This window comes from Sinomicrobium halophytocola, from assembly GCF_052983395.1.
This window is the reverse complement of sequence record NZ_JBRKIT010000011.1, coordinates 256,088-276,768: the sequence shown is the minus strand read 5'-3', so window position 1 is coordinate 276,768 and position 20,681 is coordinate 256,088. Positions and strand designations below refer to the sequence as shown.

Sequence of the window (20,681 nt, the reverse complement as noted above, 5' to 3'; positions counted from 1 at the left end):
CTACTATCATGAAACAACATCAATTCCACAGTATATATAACGGAAAAGAATTTTTTCTAACAGATCATAAAGTACTTGGAGAACAGGTGTTACCAGGTGTTACTTATCTTGAGATGGCACGTGCAGCAGGAGAATATGTTGCCAGGAAAAACATCACTCAAATGAAGGAAATCAACTGGCTGTTACCGATTAAGATCAGTGACTCATCCGTCCGGCTTTATATGGATCTACAGGAGCAGGAAGATGGATTGACATATGAAATCTTTACCGGTGAAACAAACAAACAATTGCATACCAAAGGAATTTTGAAAACAACAGATCAGCAAATTCCTGCCGCAAGAGATATAAACCATCTTCGCGATCTTTTTAAAGATTCGGGAACCTATAAGGAGGGAGCAGATTATTATAAAGTAATGAATTCAGTAGGGCTTGACTACGGGAGAACCTTTCAGGGAATTCAGGAAATTTATTATAACGGAAAGGCTGCTTTATCAAGAATAGCTTTGCCGGCAGCAGCAGGTTTCATATGGTCACCGGGAATGCTGGATAGTGCATTGCAAACCTGTATGGGAATTAGCCTTGCAGATCAAAACCAACAACTCATGTTACCGTTTAGTGTTAGAGAAATGAATATTTATCAGGCACTTCCGGAAGAAATCTGGTGTTATGTCAGCAAAAACAGGTCCGGTAAACTCGCTAATAGCTATGATGTCGAATTATTAAACAATTCCGGTGAAACGGTAATCCGTTTTACTGAATTTGTAGTAGTACCCTTGGAAAAGAATACCAAAATCAACAATGAACTGAACAAAAATAATTCCAACGGAACTCCCCAGCTGCATCTATACGATTACAGCTGGAAAGCTGATGCTATAGATGAGGTCAATAGAGAATTATCAAAACATGAAACAGGGGATGCTCCATTAGTCTTATTGGCCGGCGGATCAGCTGTACTTGCAGAAAAATTAAGTGAAAGATTAGAATGTGAGGTGGAAACAATCAGCGAAGGTACACCGGAATCTGTTTTTATCCAGGTTTTAGAAGAAATACAAAATAAAAAGTCTGCTAAACTAAAGATTCATTTTGTTTATCCTGTCGCTGATGAACTTGAATATGGTTTCATTTCAGCGATGTTGAAAACGGCAGTGCAGGAAAATCAGCTTTTACAAGGAAAAACGATCGGTATAGAAAGTCTTTCGATCAATGAGTTGGATCAACTGACAGCAACTCTACAGGAAGAACAAAGAAAGCATGAACCGGAAGTACGTTACCAATCGGGACAAAGAGAAGTTCGCGGTTTAATAGAGATTTCTGATGAGAGTCCGGGTTTAAAAGCGGAGATCAAAGAAAACGGAGTTTACCTGATTACAGGTGGTGCAGGTGGATTAGGATTGATCTTTGCTGACTATCTGAATAAAATACCAGGTACTCAAGTGATTCTCGCTGGCCGAAGCGAACTGGATATCGCACAACAGGAAAAAATAAAAGAATTAACACACATTACCTACGAACGTTGCGATGTTACAGATTTGAAGTCTGTTACAAATCTAATTAAAAAGATAAAAAATATTTACGGCCGTCTGAATGGAGTAATCCACAGTGCCGGACTCACCCGTGATAGTTTAATAGTAAATAAAACTTCAGGAGAGGTTCATGACGTTTTTTCTGCCAAAATTATTGGAGCCCGAAATACAGACCTGGCAACGAAAGACGATCAACTTGATTTTATGATGTTTTGTTCATCATTAGCAGGGGTATTTGGTAATACCGGACAAGCAGATTATGCAGCGGCTAATGCCTGGCTGGATCACTTTGCCAACCATCGGGAGAAAGAACGTAGCCAAGGGAAAAGAACGGGAAAAACATTAAGTATTAACTGGCCTTTATGGAAAGAAGGCGGAATACAGATCGATGCCGAGCAGGAAAAATACATGGTCAATCATTTTGGTTTATGGCCAATGCCTTCTTCCGATGGGATTTCAGCTTTTGAAAGCCTATTAAGCAATACTTCATCACAAGGTGTTGTGGTGTATGGTCATACAGATAAATTAAGCGCATGGGTTACCGGATCATTGTCTCCTAAAGCTAACCATAAGAAAGCTGTAGTGAATGATAAGGCACTTTATGCAGCATCAATGGCTTATCTGGGTGATTTAATGACAAAAGAGCTGAGAATGAAGAATCATAGGCTGGAAGCAGATACTCCTTTTGAGCAATACGGAATTGATTCTATCATGATTACCAAATTAACGAATTGCCTCGAAGCTATTTTCAACAACATACCACGGACCTTATTTTTTGAATGTCAGACATTGGCTGAATTAACCGAATATTTTGCAGATGCTTATCCTGAAAAGCTGATCGAACTTACCGGAGTGAAAACTTCATTACCCGAAGAACCGTCTAGTTTTTATGAAACTGGCAAGGAGTCGATTAAAGACGATTTAAAACCTGCTTCTCAGGTTGTGAAAAAACCGACGACAGGAAATACACCAGCTATTAATGACCCCATTGCGATTATTGGTCTTGGCGGAAGATATCCAGAAGCAAAAACCCTTTCAGATTTCTGGGAGAATTTGAAATCCGGAAAAGACAGCATTACAGAAATCCCTTCAGATCGTTGGGATCTTACAGATTTTTATGATGAAGAAAAAGGAAAGGCAGGAAAAAGTTATAGCAAATGGGGTGGATTTATTGATAATATAGATCATTTTGACCCCTTGTTTTTTAATATATCTGTTCGTGAAGCGGAACTGATGGATCCACAGGCACGTCTTTTTCTTCAAACGGCCTGGGAAACATTTGAAGATGCGGGATATACCAAAAAGAAACTGGAAGGAGGAAGGGATAAAAATGCAATCCATCCGCAGGTAGGTGTTTATGTAGGAGTGATGTATGAAGAGTATCCGTTATTTGGGGTTGAGGAGCATGCAAAAGGTAATTTTGTTAATCCCGGAGGAAGCATCAGCAGTATCGCCAACCGGGTATCCTACTTTTTCAATCTGAATGGGCCCAGTATGGCAGTAGATACAATGTGTTCATCCTCTTTAACAGCAATACACCTGGCTTGTGAAAGCATTCAGAACGGTAATTGTACGATGGCCTTGGCCGGAGGAGTGAATATAAGTGTACATCCCAATAAATACCTAATGCTGAGCCAGGGTATGTTTGTTTCCAGTAAGGGCAGATGTGAGAGCTTTGGAGAAGGAGGGGAAGGCTATGTTCCAGGTGAAGGAGTGGGGGCTGTCTTGTTGAAATCATATAGCCAGGCATTAGCAGATGGAGACCGTATCTATGGATTAATCAAAGGAACCGGACTGAATCACGGTGGTAAAACAAACGGATATACCGTACCCAATCCAAAAGCACAGGCGTCTGTAATCAAAGCAGCCATGAAAAAGGCTGGTGTAAAGGCTGAAGATTTCAGCTACATCGAAGCTCATGGTACAGGAACAAGCCTTGGAGACCCTATTGAAATAGCAGGTCTGAACAAAGCTTTTTCTTCCAAGAATAAACAATTCTGCAGTATTGGTTCAGTAAAATCCAACATAGGGCATTGCGAATCGGCAGCCGGAATATCCGGATTGACCAAAGTCCTGTTACAAATGCAGCATCGTCAGCTCGTACCATCTCTGCATTCAACCGTATTGAATCCCAATATAAACTTTGAAAGTACGCCATTTAAAGTTCAGCAGGAGCTTGAAGAATGGCCTGCTCCAAACAATAAGCCAAGGCTTGCAGGGATCAGTGGATTTGGCGCAGGAGGAAGCAATGCACACTTGATTATCGAGGAGTATATTGGTGAAAGTGTTGCTTACAAACAACAAATGCCATTGGTTATTATAGTATCAGCCAAAGATGAAGACAGGCTTAAAGTGATAGCTGGTAACCTGAAAACGCATATCGAAAACCATCCGGAAATTAATCTCAATGACCTTGCTTATACACTTCAAACCGGAAGAGAAGCAATGGAGGAGAGGCTGGCTTTTATAGCTGAAGATAAAGAAGATCTGCTTTCACACCTGTCTTGTTACCTGGAACAAAATACAGAGAACTTATACCTTGGTAATATCCACACAGATCATCTGGGTATTTCACTGGAAGGAAAATCAGGTAAAGCTTATCTGGAAAGCGTTATTCAGGAAAAAGAGAGTCATTCTTTAGCTCAGTTATGGGTCAAAGGAGTCAATATCGACTGGAATTTGATCTATAATAATCATAAGCCGTCGCTGATTGGCTTACCATCTTATCCCTTTGCTAATGAACGCTACTGGTTTCCAAAGGGAGAAGGAGAGTTGTCATTAAAAACCGGATTAAAACTTCACCCTTTATTGCATCACAATACCTCCAGTCTTAAAGAACAACAGTTTACAAGCATTTATACAGGTAAAGAACCATTTTTAGCGCATCATCTCGTTCATGAAGTTAAAACATTACCGGGAGTAGCCTATCTGGAACTGGCAAGAGTAGCCGGTGAGCAATCTATGCAGGGAAAAATCACACAATTAAAAGAGGTTAGCTGGTTAAGTCCAATCCAGATAAAAGATAAAGCACAAGCTGTTTTTACCAGTCTGTTTGCTTCAGAAGACGACATAGAATTTGAAATTTATACCCGTAACAACACGGAGGAGATACATTGTAAAGGTATTGTGTCAATGAATGAACCGGTTGTTCCGGAACAGAAGGATATTGAAAAAATCAAAGCAGCGTTGCCCCATGAAATAAGCGGAAATGACTGCTATACTTTATTCAGCGAAGCAGGACTGGAGTATGGTAGTAGTTTCCGTGGTATTCAAGAGATGCGCTACAGTGAGGACGAGGTTTTATCCAGAATTTCTTTACCAACGGATAATGCTTTTGTCTTAACACCGGGAGTCCTGGACAGTGCATTGCAAACCTGTATGGGGATGCAATTAGGAAAAAGCAATAAAGAGATCTTATTACCATTCAGTGTAACTGAAATAGATATTTATGAGAATTTGGCAACTGAACTGTGGTGCCATGTTGAGAAGAACAAGGCGGGGAAGAGAGTAAACAGCTATAATATTGACCTTTTAAACAATGAAGGACAGGTTGTACTTTGTTTCAAAGAACTGGTATTATTACCAGTGAACGGTTTTGCAGCAAATGATATTGAAATAACACCGAAAGAGGTCGGTTTATTTGCTGATCGTTGGAAATTTGAGCCAGAACCTGTACAATCACTTGCGGAAGCAACTTCATTAATCATATTGGCAGGAGGATCAGAGGCTATGGCTAATGATCTTCAGAATCATCTTTCATTAACGGTCAGAGCCAGCAATTCTGTTGATGAGGAAGATTTTTTTATGGAAATACTCTCTCTGGCAAAAACTGTGGTGTCTCGAAAAAACGCTACCCATATTGTAGTTACTTGTAGTAAAGATCAATATTACCAGTACGGGTTTATTACAGGCTTACTAAAAACATTAACACAGGAAAATCCGAAGATTACCGGAAAACTGATTTGTGTAGAAGATAAAGTATTCGAAAACCTGGAAGAGCTAAGCGGCATTCTGATGAACGAGCAACAGAATGCAGATCATGAAATACGTTATCTGGCAGGAAAACGTGAAGTGAGATCAATGGATAGTCTTTTGATAGATTCTTTCACTGCAACCCCTGTTCAGATCAAATCAAATGGAGTATATCTGATTACCGGTGGTGCCGGTGGTTTAGGGCTGATCTTTGCACAATATCTTAGCAAAGTAGAAGGAGCAAAAATAATTTTAACCGGCAGAAGCCAATCGCTGAATACTTCTCAGCAGAATACCATAGATCAGTTAGGTAATGCATTTTATTCTCCTTGCGATATAAGCAACAGATCAGCGGTAGATGATCTTATTCAAAAGATTGTTGAAAAACATGCCAAGCTCGATGGTATTATTCACAGTGCAGGTGTTATTCGAGATAGTACGATTCTTCAGAAAACGGCAGAGGAAGTAAAAGAGGTTTTTGCAGCTAAAGTAAAAGGAACCAGAAATCTGGATCTGGCAACTAAAGACCTTTCTTTAGAATTCATGATTAGTTGTTCTTCAATAGCCGGGGTTTATGGAAATGCCGGACAATCTGATTATGCTTCAGCCAATGCCTGGATGGATAATTATGCCCATTACAGAGAAAATGAACGCATTAAAGGCAAGCGTAATGGAAGGACATTAAGCATTAACTGGCCATTATGGAAAGAGGGAGGAATGCACATAAGTACTGAAGCTGAAACCTTTATGATGCAACACTTTGGTTTAGCACCGATGCCAACTGATGTGGGTCTTGAAGCCTTTAAAAACTTAATGAATAGCGGGATCGCCCAGGGAATGGTATTGTATGGGGAAGCTGAAGAAGAGATGGTTTTATCAGATAAATCTGTAGAAGCAATGAATTCTTCACCCACAGAAATAGCTGTTAACAACGAAATTCTTTATGACGCATCGGTGACCTACCTGCGAGATTTATTGGCAAAAGAGTTGAGAATGCCTGAAGAAAAATTAAAAGCAGAAGTTCCATTTGAACATTACGGAATTGATTCCGTATTGGTTATCAGACTTTCCAATTGCTTACAGGAAGTATTTGGTAAACTGCCACGTACTTTATTCTTTGAATATCTTAGCCTGAAAGAACTTTGTGGTTACTTTATGGAAGCCCATCGTCCTTTGCTTTTAGAATTGACAGGATTAGCTGTGACCAAGGCTCCGGCAACTACTACAAAAGAAATCGTGAAAACAGAAAGACAGATTGTTAATCAAAACAGACGTCAGCGTTTTTCAAATATACAGCAACAACAACAAGCCCGACATAAAAATTTAAGCGAAGATATTGCTATTATTGGGCTTAGCGGCCGTTATCCTGACGCAAATAATCTTGACGAATTCTGGGAAAATCTTAAAGCAGGAAAAGATTGTATTACTCAGATTCCATCAGACCGATGGAATGCAGAAGAAATATATCATGAAGAAAAAGGACGTCCAGGTAAGAGCTATAGTAAATGGGGTGGATTTATGAATGACATTGATAAGTTTGATCCTTTATTTTTCAATATCTCACCAAGAGAAGCTGAACTGATGGATCCACAAGAACGCCTTTTCCTGCAGACAGTTTGGGAAACCATAGAAGATGCCGGTTATACCCGTGAAAGTATACGCTCAGAAGATGCCGGGACCGGAATTGCTAAGAAAATCGGTGTTTATGCTGGAGTGATGTATGAAGAGTATCAATTATTTGGTGCTGAGGAAAGAATGAAAGGAAACTTCGTAACACCTGCAGGAATAGCAAGCAGTATTGCTAATAGAATTTCTTACTTTTTTAATTTCAATGGTCCAAGCATGGCTGTTGATACGATGTGTTCTTCTTCATTAACGGCTATTCATTTGGCATGCAATGATTTAATCGTTGGACATACCGATATGGCAATTGCAGGGGGAGTAAATATCAGTGCACATCCTAATAAATACCTGATGTTGAGCCAGGGACGTTTTGTATCCGGTGCAGGCCGTTGCGAAAGTTTCGGTCAAGGTGGTGATGGTTATGTACCCGGGGAAGGAGTCGGAGCAGTATTATTAAAACGTTTGAGAGAAGCCATCGAAGATGGTGATCACATTTATGGTTTGATTAAAGGAACAGCATTAAATCACGGGGGAAAAACCAATGGATATACAGTTCCCAATCCAAAAGCTCAGGCGGCTGTCATCCAGGCAGCGATGAAAAAAGGAGGAATAAAGGCCAATGATTTTAGCTATTTGGAGGCCCATGGAACAGGAACAAGTCTTGGAGATCCAATAGAAATAGCAGGGTTAAACAGAGCATTTGAAACTACAGAGAAACAGTTTTGCAGTATTGGTTCCGTCAAGTCAAATATCGGGCATTGTGAATCAGCAGCCGGAATTTCAGGATTAACTAAAGTGATCTTACAGTTGAAGCATCAGCTATTAGTACCATCTTTACATTCTTCTGTCCTAAATCCTGATATTGATTTCGAAAACAGTCCTTTTAAAGTACAGCAGCAGCTTGAAGCATGGCCGTCGTCTGAAGGAAAATCTCGTGTTGCAGGTATCAGCGGATTTGGTGCGGGGGGGAGTAATGCCCATATTATCATTGAAGAATACCAGGCATCACCAATCAGAAAGTTAGGATATGAAATGCCTGCGATTATTGTATTATCAGCAAAACATGCCAGTAGAATTGCAATTCAGGTAGATAATCTCAAAAGGTTTTTAGAAAAAAACAAACAGACTGATTTATACGATATCGCCTATACATTGCAGGTTGGAAGAGAAGAAATGGAGGAGAGACTGGCATTTATTGCCACTGATAAGGATGATTTAATTGTTCAGTTGACCGACTATCTGGAGAATAAAACAACAAATGCAATCAGAGGAAATGTCCGTAAAAAAGACCAAAGCTATTATGCTCAGCATGAAAATGATCTGTTTTCCATAGCAACGGCTTGGGTGAGTGGGGTAGAAACAAACTGGACATCCCTTTATCCAAACGGATTACCTTCAAGAATCAGTTTACCTGCTTATCCATTTATTAAAGATCGGTACTGGATTCCGATAAAAAACAATGAAATCATCCAAAATGGACAAAACAATCTGCATCCGCTATTGCACAGTAACGAGTCTGACCTGAACGAGCAGAAATTTATCAGCACTTATACGGGAAAAGAAGATTTCTTAACAAAATGTGAGGGAGTTGATTATAATGAATTACCTGCCCTGGCTTTGCTGGAGCTGGCAAGAGAAGCCGGAGAAAGAAGCCTTCGTCAGTGCATTACTCAACTCCGAAATGTGTCATGGATTGATCCGATAAGAGTAAATGGAGTTCCTGCAAAAGTTCAGATCAACTTGTTTAATGCAGGAAATGAAATTGGTTATGAAATTTATACGAAACATAAAGAGAGTAAGGCACAGCTTAACGGACAAGGTTTACTGAATACAGAATTTCAGCAGCCACATGATAAAAAAGATATTGAAAATCTGATTAAACAATATCGGCATTCAATTGAAAAAGAAACCCTTTATAAGCTGTTTGCTAAGGCAGGTAAAAATTATGCATCAGAATTTCAGGGCGTAGAAAAATTGTATTATGGTCAGAGCGAAGCACTGGCAAAAATAGTGTTGCCGGTTAGTGATGAGTTTATCCTTTCTCCGGGGTTATTGGACAATATTGTACAGACCGGTACAGGTTGGCTGTTAAGCCAGGGGGAACAACGTCTTTATCAACCTTCGGACGCAGCCGAAATAACAATTTTTGGAACATTACCTTCAGTAATCTGGTGCCGTGCGATTTTTGAGAAGAAACAGGCCGGCGCTTTCTGTTGTCAAATGGATATTATGGATGAGGAAGGAGTTGTTTTACTGCATTTCAGAGATTTGATATTATTACCTCAGGTTACTTTGCAAAATCCTTCGGGCAAAGCAAGGTCAATTGCATATAAACCTATGTGGGACAGAATAATTACCCAACCGGAAACTTCAATATTGATTAAAGGGAAACAGGTTCTTGTAACAGGAAGTTCTGATCCTTTATTTGCAAAAGAACTTGGAAAATGGCTTAGCAATCAGGGGGCAGAAGTCGATATTACTGAAGCCTTAAATGAAATTCCTGATGGAGTAGCTGGTGTCTATCTTTTACAGGGATTACCTGGAGAGCCCCAGAAAACTTCATTGACTGATAATCATTATGCAAGAGAACTGGCTGTATTTAAAAGTATAAAACAATTGTTAAACGCTGAGATCAAAGATCTGAAAATTACTGTATTAACTTCCAATACCCAAAAGGTCTTGCCGGATAGCTTGGTAACCGCAGCAGGTAGTGGTATTATAGGAATGACAGGGGCTTTGGTTAAAGAACAACCTCAGTGGTCGGTTAACAGAATTGATTTGGATATCTCCGCATCGGAAAATCCTTCCGAAATTGACTGGGCAAGTTTACTGGCTGTCAGCCTGGATAATAAAGAAAGTGCAGTTACTGCCTTAAGAAATGCTCACTATTACAGACAGTATTTGTATCCCATCGTATTGCCGGAAGTAAATTCTTCAGCATTCACAAAGGGAGGAACATATGTGCTGTTAGGTGGTGCCGGTGGATTGGGAAAAGCAACAACAGAATACCTGGTGCAGAAGTATCAGGCGAAGATCATCTGGTTAGGGAGAAGACCCGTTGATGATGTAATTATGAAGGCTCAAGAAGAGATTGCAAGATTAGGGCAGAAGCCGGAATATTATCAATGCGATGCTACTGATTTAGGACAGGTTGAGAAGACCTATCAAGCCATTAAAAAAACTTATCAGGAAGTACATGGTCTTTTTCATTCAGCCATTGTATTGCATGATATGCTTTTGAAAAATATGACGGAGGCTGATTTTAAAAAAGCATTTATGCCTAAAGCTCTGGCCAGTCAGAACCTTGTGCAGACTTTCAGAAAAGAACCTCTTGATTTTATCTGCTTCTATTCTTCAGCACAGTCATTGGTTCACGCTCCAGGCCAGGCAAACTATGCCTCAGGATGTTCTTTTAAAGATAGTTACGCCCTTAGTGTGAGCAATTTATGGGACATTCCCGTAAGGATTATCAATTGGGGATATTGGGGGGAAGTTGGTGTCGTAGCAGCGGATGGTTATAAAGAAAAGATGAAGCAGGCAGGTATTGAAAGCATACAGACGGAAGAAGGGATGCATTTACTCGAAACCGTATTAAACAGTAATGAACAACAGGTTGTTGCGCTGAAACTCTCTGCTGCAACGGCTGCTGCCATGCCTGTGATGCATACCAACAAGGAGATATCACAAGTTAAATCCTGCTCTGTACTACAGTTGGAAGAAGCGGATGCTCTTATTTATCCAAAAACAGATCAGCTGGATCAGATATTTGAGAAGCTTTGTTGTAAAGGTGTATTGAAAGCATTGCTTCAACTGGGACTGGAAGACAAGCAGACTGCTGGTCAAACGATCGACAGTTTAAGATCCCGGCTTTCCATTAGTGATAAATACGGGCAATTATTTTCCGTTTTGATTGACCTATTGGAGACAAAAGGATATTTGACAATAAAAGATTCCCAGGTTTTTGTAAGTGCAGGCACGAAAGAAGAGCTCAATGACTTCGATTTCGAACAGCAGATGAGTGAGCTGGTGATGCAGGAACAGCAATACCGTCCTCATGGTACACTGCTTCAGATCTGTTTGGAATCCTTCCAGGAAATTTTAACTGGGAAATTACAAGCAACTTCCGTGATGTTTCCAGGCGGAAGTATGGATTATGTTAGTGGTATTTACAAAGGAAATGCTCAGTCAGATTACTTTAACGATCTGTTAGCAGGCATTATCAAAAATAGTGTTGCAGCCAGTATTCCTTATTTAAAATCCGGGGAAAAGATCAGAATATTGGAAGTGGGTGCCGGAACCGGAGGAACTAGTCAGGTGGTTTTCAGAGCATTGGAGCCTTATAAAGACCATCTTTTCTATTTGTACACAGATTTATCATACAGCTTTCTGCATTATGCTGAGCAACAATACAAAACAATGGCACCTTACTTGGAAACAGCTATTTTGAATATAGAACTGGCTCCTTCCGATCATCAGGTAGCAATAGGCAGCTATGATATTGTAATTGGAGCTAATGTGGTGCATGCCACTAAAAACATGGCTGTAACCCTGAATAATATTAAGGCTTTACTAAAGCAGGATGGTTTGTTGATTATGAACGAAATAGCACGAACAGAGTTATTCACCACAATGACCTTTGGATTATTAGACGGTTGGTGGCTGTATGAAGATGGTGGGATAAGATTAAAGGGCAGCCCGGGACTATCAGCAGAGAGTTGGCAGAATATCTTAAAAGAAACGGGTTATTTAAAACCTGTGAGCTATCCTGAAGTAACAAATCTTTCCCAACAGATTGTATGTGCTACAAGCGACGGAAAAATCATTTCCGGATCAAAACAACCGGTAAAAAAACATGAAATCAATAAAATAGTAGCTGTTCCAAAACAGAAAATGCCTGCCATGAAAAAAACAATAAATACCAATAGCCTCATTAATCAGCTGACCCAAATAGCTGCAGATTTAATTAAACTTCCACCGGGCGATTTTGATATAGAAATTCAGTTTATGGATTATGGTTTTGATTCCATCCTCAGTATGGAACTCATCAAAAATATCAATGAAAAGCTGAATGTAAACTTAAAATCCACAGATATTTTCAGCTATGGAACCATTCAGCAACTCGCCGATCATTTGATACGGAACTTTAGCGAATTACTGCAGGTTGAAGTACCTGCCGAAACTCCGGTTCCTGCTGCATTTCCTGAAGTGGAGATGTCTGGAAAAACACGTTTCACAGAAAACCTGAAAACTTTAGAACCGGTGTATCGTCATGAAAATGATATTGCAATCATTGGGGTGAGTGGACAGTTTGGGGCTGCCAATGATCTGGATGCATTTTGGGAAGTGTTGAAAAATGGGAAGAGCCTGATCGGTGACGTACCCCAAAACAGATGGGAGGGATATGTGAACAATGATGGTCCTAAGTGGAAGGGAAGCTTCTTGCAGGATATTGATAAATTCGACCCTGTCTTCTTTAAAATCTCAGGAAGTGAAGCTGAAATGATGGATCCGCAACAGCGTTTATTCCTGGAGCATTGCTGGAAAGCAATTGAAGATGCAGCCATTAATCCAAGAACATTAAAAGGCAGCAAATGTGGTGTATACGCAGGAGTGGCTCCAAGTGATTATAATATAGAGAAATGTGAAGAAGCTTCGGTAATGTGGGGGAACTCCAGTGCTATACTTGCCGCAAGAATATCTTACTTTTTAGATCTCAAAGGACCTGCAATTTCTGTGGATACGGCTTGTTCAAGTTCTCTTTTGGCGATGGATATGGGGTGCAGTAGTTTACAAAAAGGAGAAACCGACCTGATTATTGCCGGAGGAATCAATATTATGACAACACCAGACTTTTATTCCCTGGCTAATAGAGCCGGGATGATGTCTGAAACCGGACAATGCCATACTTTCGACAAAAAGGCAGATGGATTCGTACCCGGGGAAGGAGTAGGTGTTGTTATTATGAAACGTCTTGCCGATGCAGAACGTGACGGTGACAGGATTTATGGGGTAATTAAAGCCAGCTTAACCAATCAGGATGGAGCTTCTAACGGTATTACGGCTCCAAGTGTCCTGGCACAGCAAGAACTTGAAAAAGAAGTTTATAAAAAATTTAATATTAACCCTGAAACAATTAGCTACGTAGAAGCACACGGTACAGGGACCAGTTTAGGAGATCCTATTGAGCTGGATGCTTTGACCAATGCTTTCAGAAAGTACACAGAAAAAACACAGTATTGTAGAATAGGGAGCGTTAAAACCAATATAGGTCATACACTGGTTGCTGCGGGTATAGCAGGTGTTCTGAAGATCATACTTTCTCTAAAACACAAACAGTTGGTACCTACCTTGAATTTCGAAGAATGCAATCCTTTAATTGATCTTGCAGACAGTCCTTTTCAGGTTGGAACAGAATTAAGTGACTGGAAAACAGAAGGCGATACGCCAAAACGTGCAGCCATCAGCAGTTTCGGTTTTAGCGGGACGAATGTGCACATGGTGATTGAAGAATATCCTGAAAACAATGCGACAACGATTTCTGCGGAATCAGCAGTAATCATAATATCCGCTAAAAATGCAGAAAGACTTAAAAGTCAGGTTGGCAATTTAGTATCGTGGTTAGAAAAAAATCCGCAGACCAATATCCACGATATTGCCTATACTTTGCAAATCGGAAGAGAACCAATGGAAGAACGCCTTGCCGTACTTGCCGCAGACCAGGCTGATCTGACGCTTCAGTTGAAAGAATTCCTGAAAGGGAATACCGAACATTTGATGACCGGAAATATCAAAAAGAATAAAGCTGACTTTCTACTCGAAGGCGGAGCCGGAAAGGCATATATCGACTATGCAATTACACATGGCGAAATAAAGTCTTTAGCGCTTTTATGGACAAAAGGAGTGACCATAAGCTGGGATTTACTATACCCGCATAAACGTCCGAATAAAATAAGCCTTCCTGCCTATGCTTTTGCACGTCAAAGTTATTGGATTCCGGAGGTTAGAACTGTTGGTGCCAATGGGCACACCGGTTATTTGCATCCATTGATTCACTGTAATACTTCAACGGTTAAAACCCTTCAGTTCACGAGTCTTTTTACTGGAAATGAACGGTTTTTAAGCGATCATAAAATACAGAACGAGATCATATTACCTGGGGTAGCCTATCTTGAAATGGCTAGAACAGCAGGAACCGAACTTCTATCACAACAGGTTACGACTCTTAAAAATATAGCTTGGCTGAGCCCTGTTCGTATCAATAGAAAGGCAGAAGAAGTTTATGTTCGTTTACAAAGTATCAATGATGAGCTTAGTTATGATATTTACTCACTAAACGGACAAGAGCAGTTGCATAGCCAGGGACGCATTTCGACGCAATCATTGCCAGTGAAGAGTTTATTCGATCTTAAGGCTATTCAAAACAGATTGCCGGCAACTGTTGACCGAACTACCTGCTATGATATTTTCAGACAAATGGGGCTTAACTATGGAGATAGTTTCATGGGAATTGAGAGCATGTATTATTCATCCTCAGAAGCATTGTCTAAGATTACATTGCCAAAACTGGAAGGGTTTAGTGTTTCTCCGGGTCTGGTGGATAGTGCGTTACAAACCTGTATGGGAATGGGCTTTGTCGATAGAAAACCGATTACTCAGCTTCCGTTTAGCGCCAAAGAAGTTTTGTTCTATGACGAATTGCCTTTGACGATCTGGAGCTATGCCAGAAAGAGCACAACTAACCAGGGAAATGGGACTGTCATTACGTATGACGTAGATATCCTTGATGAAAATGGTAAAGTTCTCATGAGTTTTCATGATTTTGTTACCCTCCCGATCGATGGTACGGGGAAAACTGAATCGCGGGATACTGCAACAGATGCCTGTTTATTTACAATGAACTGGGAAGAATGTGCGGCAGAAAACCCGGTGGAGCAGCAGAATGAAGTAATACCGCTTGTTTTGTTGGTGGATAGCCCGGCACAACTGGCTGAAAATCTTAAGGCAGAATTAGGCATAGAAACAACAACGATTGACGGAAATATTGCTGAGGATTATCTGATCGATGTAATGTCCGTAATCAAAAAAAGAACATTAGAAAAAGATACCTTTCATTTGCTGATTGTTTGTTGTGTAAGCGACTATCTGGATTATGGCTTTATTTCCGGTTTGCTTAAAACAGCCAGTCTCGAAAATCCGGGAATTACAGGAAAAATAATTAGTGTAGACCGACTTTCTGTAAAAGATGTGCCTGAGTTGACCACCATTTTACAGGCCGAGCTTTGCACAGCTGATGCAGAGGTGCGTTATGAATCAGGATTGAGAAAAGTGAAAAAACTTAGTGAAATTAATATTTCGGATAATGACGGATTAAAAATTAAAGAAGGTGGAGTTTATCTGATTATAGGCGGAGCAGGTGGGATCGGTAGATTATTTGCTACCCATATTAACAAAGTTCCGCAAACGAAAGTGATTTTAACAGGCAGGAGTCAAATAGATGAAGAAAAAGAAGCTTTTATTGCAGGACTTGCTCACGGCGATTATTTTAGTTGTGATGTGAACAACAAAGAAGAGGTCATTAATTTACTCGATCAGATTAAGAAAAAGTACCACCGAATAGATGGAATTATCCATAGTGCAGGAGTAACTCAGGATAGTTTAATCATCAATAAGCTCTCTGAAGAAGTAAAGACCGTATTTGCGGCTAAAGTGAATGGGGTTAAAAATATTGATGAAGCCACTAAAAATGAAGACCTTGACTTTATGGTTCTGTTTTCCGGTCTTGCAGCTATTACAGGAAATGCAGGTCAGGCCGATTATGCGGCAGCGAATGTATATTTAGATCATTATGCAGTATACAGAGAAGCCGAACGCAATAAAGGGAAACGACAGGGAAAAACAATCAGTATCAATTGGTCATTCTGGAAAGAGGGTGGAATGGTAATGGACCAGACAAGTCAGGAGTATTTGGACAAACAGTATGGATTATCACCTTTGCCCAATGCTATTGGAATTAACATTTTTGATCAGTTATTAGGAAGCAATTACATCCAGGGAATAGTAACCTACGGAAAGGTTGACAAAATACGATCCCAACTACTAAACAGATTAGCAGTAAAACAAAAACATGCCCTGGTGCACGCTATGCCGAAAAATGCTGAATTACAGGATAAAGTAGCTTCAAAATTATTGGAGATCACTGTCCAGCTATTGAAATTATCGGAAAGCGATATTGAAAGGGACGAAAAACTGAGTGATTATGGCTTTGACTCCATTTTATTAATCAAGTATTCCAATGAACTCAATGATTTTTATGATACAGATCTGACACCGGCTGTTTTCTACAACTATCCGACCATAAACGATTTAGCTGACTTCTTACTTGAAGAATATCAGGAAAAGATTGTCGCTATTCATCAACCGGAATCATTATTGAATACGGAATTAGATGAATCAGAAGTAATTCAGGAAATTACATCACCGAGGTATCCGCTTTCAGAAGGCCAGAAAGGACTGTGGTTTATACAGCGATTGGAGCCCGAAAATGTAAATCATAATGTTCCCGTATCTTTTATCATTCCGGGAACTATTACTTATGAAGTAGTAAAGAAGGCTTTCCTGTTAACACTTGATGAATATCCGGTTCTAAGATCAAGCTTTCTTACCGATGAAATAACCGGAGAGGTTTATAATCAAATTAATAATATTGCTGAAATCCATATTGATGATAAAGAGCTTGCTGAAGATCAAAACATCAAAGAGGTTTCCTGGAACCTGGTAAGAACTCCGTTTAATCTGGAGACGGAACTCCCCGTAAGGTTATACATCAGAAGAGATCTTAAAACCAGTAAAAATTATATTCTGCTGGTATTTCATCACATCATTTTTGATGGAATGTCAAGCTCCGTATTTATAGCTTCTCTTTTTGAGAAGTACCAGAAGCTTTCAAATGGCCAAAAGGTATTGGTTAAAGAACCTGACTTTGCTTATTTCAGCTATGTAGAATGGGAAAGGAATTATATTCTTAGCAAGCAAGGTGAAAAAAGTCTGGCTTATTGGAAGGACAATCTTTCCGGGAGTTTACCTATATTGAATTTACCTTATGACCTTTATAAGCAGAACAGTATCAAAACAACCATGATCGGTATTGAAAGAATGAGGCTTGGTCAGCTGCAGGTAGATCGGCTAAAAGACCTAAGCCGAAGACTGAAAGTAAATCTTTCTGTTTTATTTTCCGGAATCTATGCAATGTTGCTTCACAAGCTTACATCAGAAGAGGATCTGTTGATTTTAATGCCTACTGCCGGACGTCCTAAAAAGGAATATGAAAACAGCATTGGCTATTACGTAAACATGATGATATTACGCAGCACGGTATCCGGAGAACAGACTTTTGCTGAATTGGTGAAAACTATCCAGGAAGGAATGATCAACGGAATGTCTCATGCAGCTTATCCTTTACCTAAACTATTGTCAGATCTGAATTTAGATCGTTCCGGGAATAGGGAAACGCCGTTCAAAGTATCATTTATTTACCAGAATATTTTTGACGAAATATTAACCGGTGGAGGATCTGGTGTTGAAATTTATGACGAAGTATATCAGGAAACGCCCCATGTTTATTCTTTGGAAATACAGGATCTTAGAAAGGAAATCATTGTCAGTCTGAAATATGACCAGGATGTATTTAGTGCAGAAATCATACACCAGCATATGGGATATTTTACGGAATTAATGAATGGTGTTCTGGAAGATACGGCTAAACAGATAAGAGCTTATGAAGTGTTATCTAAAAAGGAAATCAATTATTTCCTGAATGAAAGGAATAATACGGCTGTTGCTTATCCTAAGTATAAAACACTGGCTGACCTTTTTGAAGAGCAGGTCTTTAAAACCCCTGATGATATAGCCGTGGTACACGATGGAAGACGAATTACATATACAGAATTGAATGAAATGGCTAATCGTTTGGCAGGGGCACTTGTAAAATCCGGTCTTCCGGCTAATGCTCCCGTAGCTATCGTTTCCCATAAAAGTTTGGAACAGGTTTGGGGAGTATTGGGGATTCTGAAGGCTGGTGGACATTATATTCCCGTTAAAGGTAGCTTGCCTGAAAATAGAATGAATGAACTGATTGCACAGACTGAATCCACTATTGTTTTAGTACAGCCGGATTATATGGATAAGGTAAGCTGTTCCGAAGAGGTGAAAATAATCCTTCTGGAAGAAGATACTTTTGCTGCCGAATTGACAACTCATGAAACAGTAAAAGTTCCGGATACGGAACTGGCTTATATCATTTTTACTTCAGGTTCTACAGGAAAGCCAAAAGGAGTGATGATCGATCATCGCGGAGCAGTCAATACCCTATATGATATGAATGCGAGATTTGACATTACTTCAGAAGATAAGGTGTTTGGCATATCCGACCTCAATTTTGACCTTTCCGTTTATGATATTTTCGGAACATTCGCCTGTGGAGCAACACTAATCCTGCCTCTTGAAACGGAAGGATTGAACCCGGATATCTGGCTTCGCTACGTCAAAGAAGAACAGGTGACCGTTTGGAACTCAGTGCCTCAAATCGTTAATTTATTGATAGAGAGACAAGAAGATACGGCGGAAATGTTTCTTGAGAGTTTAAGAATGTATTGGATGAGTGGAGATTGGATTCCTTTGGATTTACCAAATAGAATAAAAAATGTGAATCCGGACAGCAATGTAATCAGTCTGGGTGGGGCTACAGAAGGCTCTATATGGTCTATTTATTTCCCTATCGGTAAGATTGATCCGTCTTGGAAAAGTATTCCCTACGGCTATCCTCTGGGCAATCAGGAAATGTATGTCTTGGACGCCAATCTTTCTCCTTGTCCGGTAAATGTACCTGGAGATATTTATATCGGTGGAATTGGGGTAGCTAAAGGCTATCACCAGGATCCTGAAAAGACGGCTGCCAGCTTTATTAAACATCCGGTAATGCAAAAACCACTGTATCGTACCGGAGACATAGGTAGCCAGCATCCGGACGGATTTATTGTATTCCTTGGCAGGCAGGACGGACAGGTTAAGATCAATGGATTCAGAGTTGAATTAGGTGAGGTAGAAACCATTTTACAGTTATCTCCGCTTGTTAAACAGGGCTTGGTCCTGACCATAGAAGATGATAACCGAAATAAAAGACTGGTAGCCTATGTTGTAGCTAACGATGTTTTTGATAAAGAAGAATTGCAAAAGCATCTTAGAGCTCATTTACCGGAATATATGGTTCCTTCTATATTTATTGAAATAGATAAAATTCCATTATCTTCCAATGGTAAAGTGGATAGAAAAGCTTTGCCAAGCGTTGATCCGAACGAAATAGCTGAAAGAGAATTTACAGCACCATCAGATGAAACAGAGCATAAGCTGGCTGAAATATGGATCAAACTGTTGAATATTAATAAAGTAGGTGTTCATGATAACTTTTTCGAGGTTGGAGGGAACTCATTAACAATGATTCAGCTAACCCATAAGATCAATATGGTATTTGACAGAGATATACAGCTGATCCATATCATGAAGAATCCAACAATTGCTGAAATAAAAATTCTGATTAATGGTTATGAAGAGTCTGGCGATGATTCAGTTTTAACCTTAAGAGAAGGCAGTATGGAAGAGGTAACTTTTATTATTCCGGGGGCGCTTGGATCAACAGAAGGTTACTTTAGTTTGGCAGGTGATTTACCGGGAGAAGGAGCTGTTTATGGCTTGCAGATGAAAGGGCTCGCCAGCAATGAAGCACCTAATACAAGTATTGAAGCAATGGCAGCCTATAACCTGGAACAGATTAAACAGACAGGTGTGATAGGTGGAATTACTTTACTGGCACATAGTTACGGTGGTATAGTGATTTATGAAATGATTAAACAGGCCGGGGGATCAGCAATTGCTATTGAGAAGGTTATTTTCCTGGATTGTTTTGTAGATCCGCTTTCTTCTTTCCATTCACTACAGGAAGTTGAAAAATTAGGTACTTACTTCAGATCATTGATCAAATTCAGTCAGCCATGGCTTAATGAAACAGCCGTAGAAGATCTGGTGAAGCAATTGCCCGAAGATAATTACATGAAGTTCATCTGTGACACGGTCCATTCGCTTCCTCCAAAAACGATAGAAAAGATGTGGAAAGTATTTCGTGCTTCCATCTCAGCTGTTTATCATATGGAAGAAAAGTTGAATCAGGCCATGATATTCATACAGGCCGATAATTCACAGCTTTCGGGAGAAGATTGGGGAGATCAAGGTGCTGCAGCCGGCTGGGATCAATATTTCAGCGATGTACAGATTGTCAATTCAGATGCCAACCACTTTACCATTGTAAATACGCCTTATTGCACGGAATGGTTAACAAAAATGAATACAAAAGAAAATTACTGGTAATGCGTAGATAGTCCGATCCTCTACAAGAAGATACAGCACTATCCTGCCGGCCGGCTATAAACCGGGCAGACTCTATCCCGAGCCACTTAGATTAGTAGAGCATTACGATGATGAAAACCGCGTGTCAAACATGATCTGAAAAGTGAT

At 39.9% G+C, this 20,681-nt stretch carries 1 protein-coding gene; it reads left to right on the top strand.

The genetic code is table 11. The annotated features are described in order from the left end of the window. Positions 1-8: 8 nt before the first annotated feature. Positions 9-20,534 carry a non-ribosomal peptide synthetase gene (locus ACVBDY_RS03265; RefSeq protein ID WP_447174037.1) on the top strand — a complete coding sequence of 6,842 codons (20,526 nt, stop codon included), beginning with the start codon at positions 9-11 and terminating at the stop codon, positions 20,532-20,534. Positions 20,535-20,681 lie beyond the last annotated feature (147 nt).

Bases quoted from the DNA above. Each gene is read 5' to 3' on its own strand.
- ACVBDY_RS03265 (WP_447174037.1), top strand. From the start codon at position 9: ATGAAACAACATCAATTCCACAGTATATATAACGGAAAAGAATTTTTT.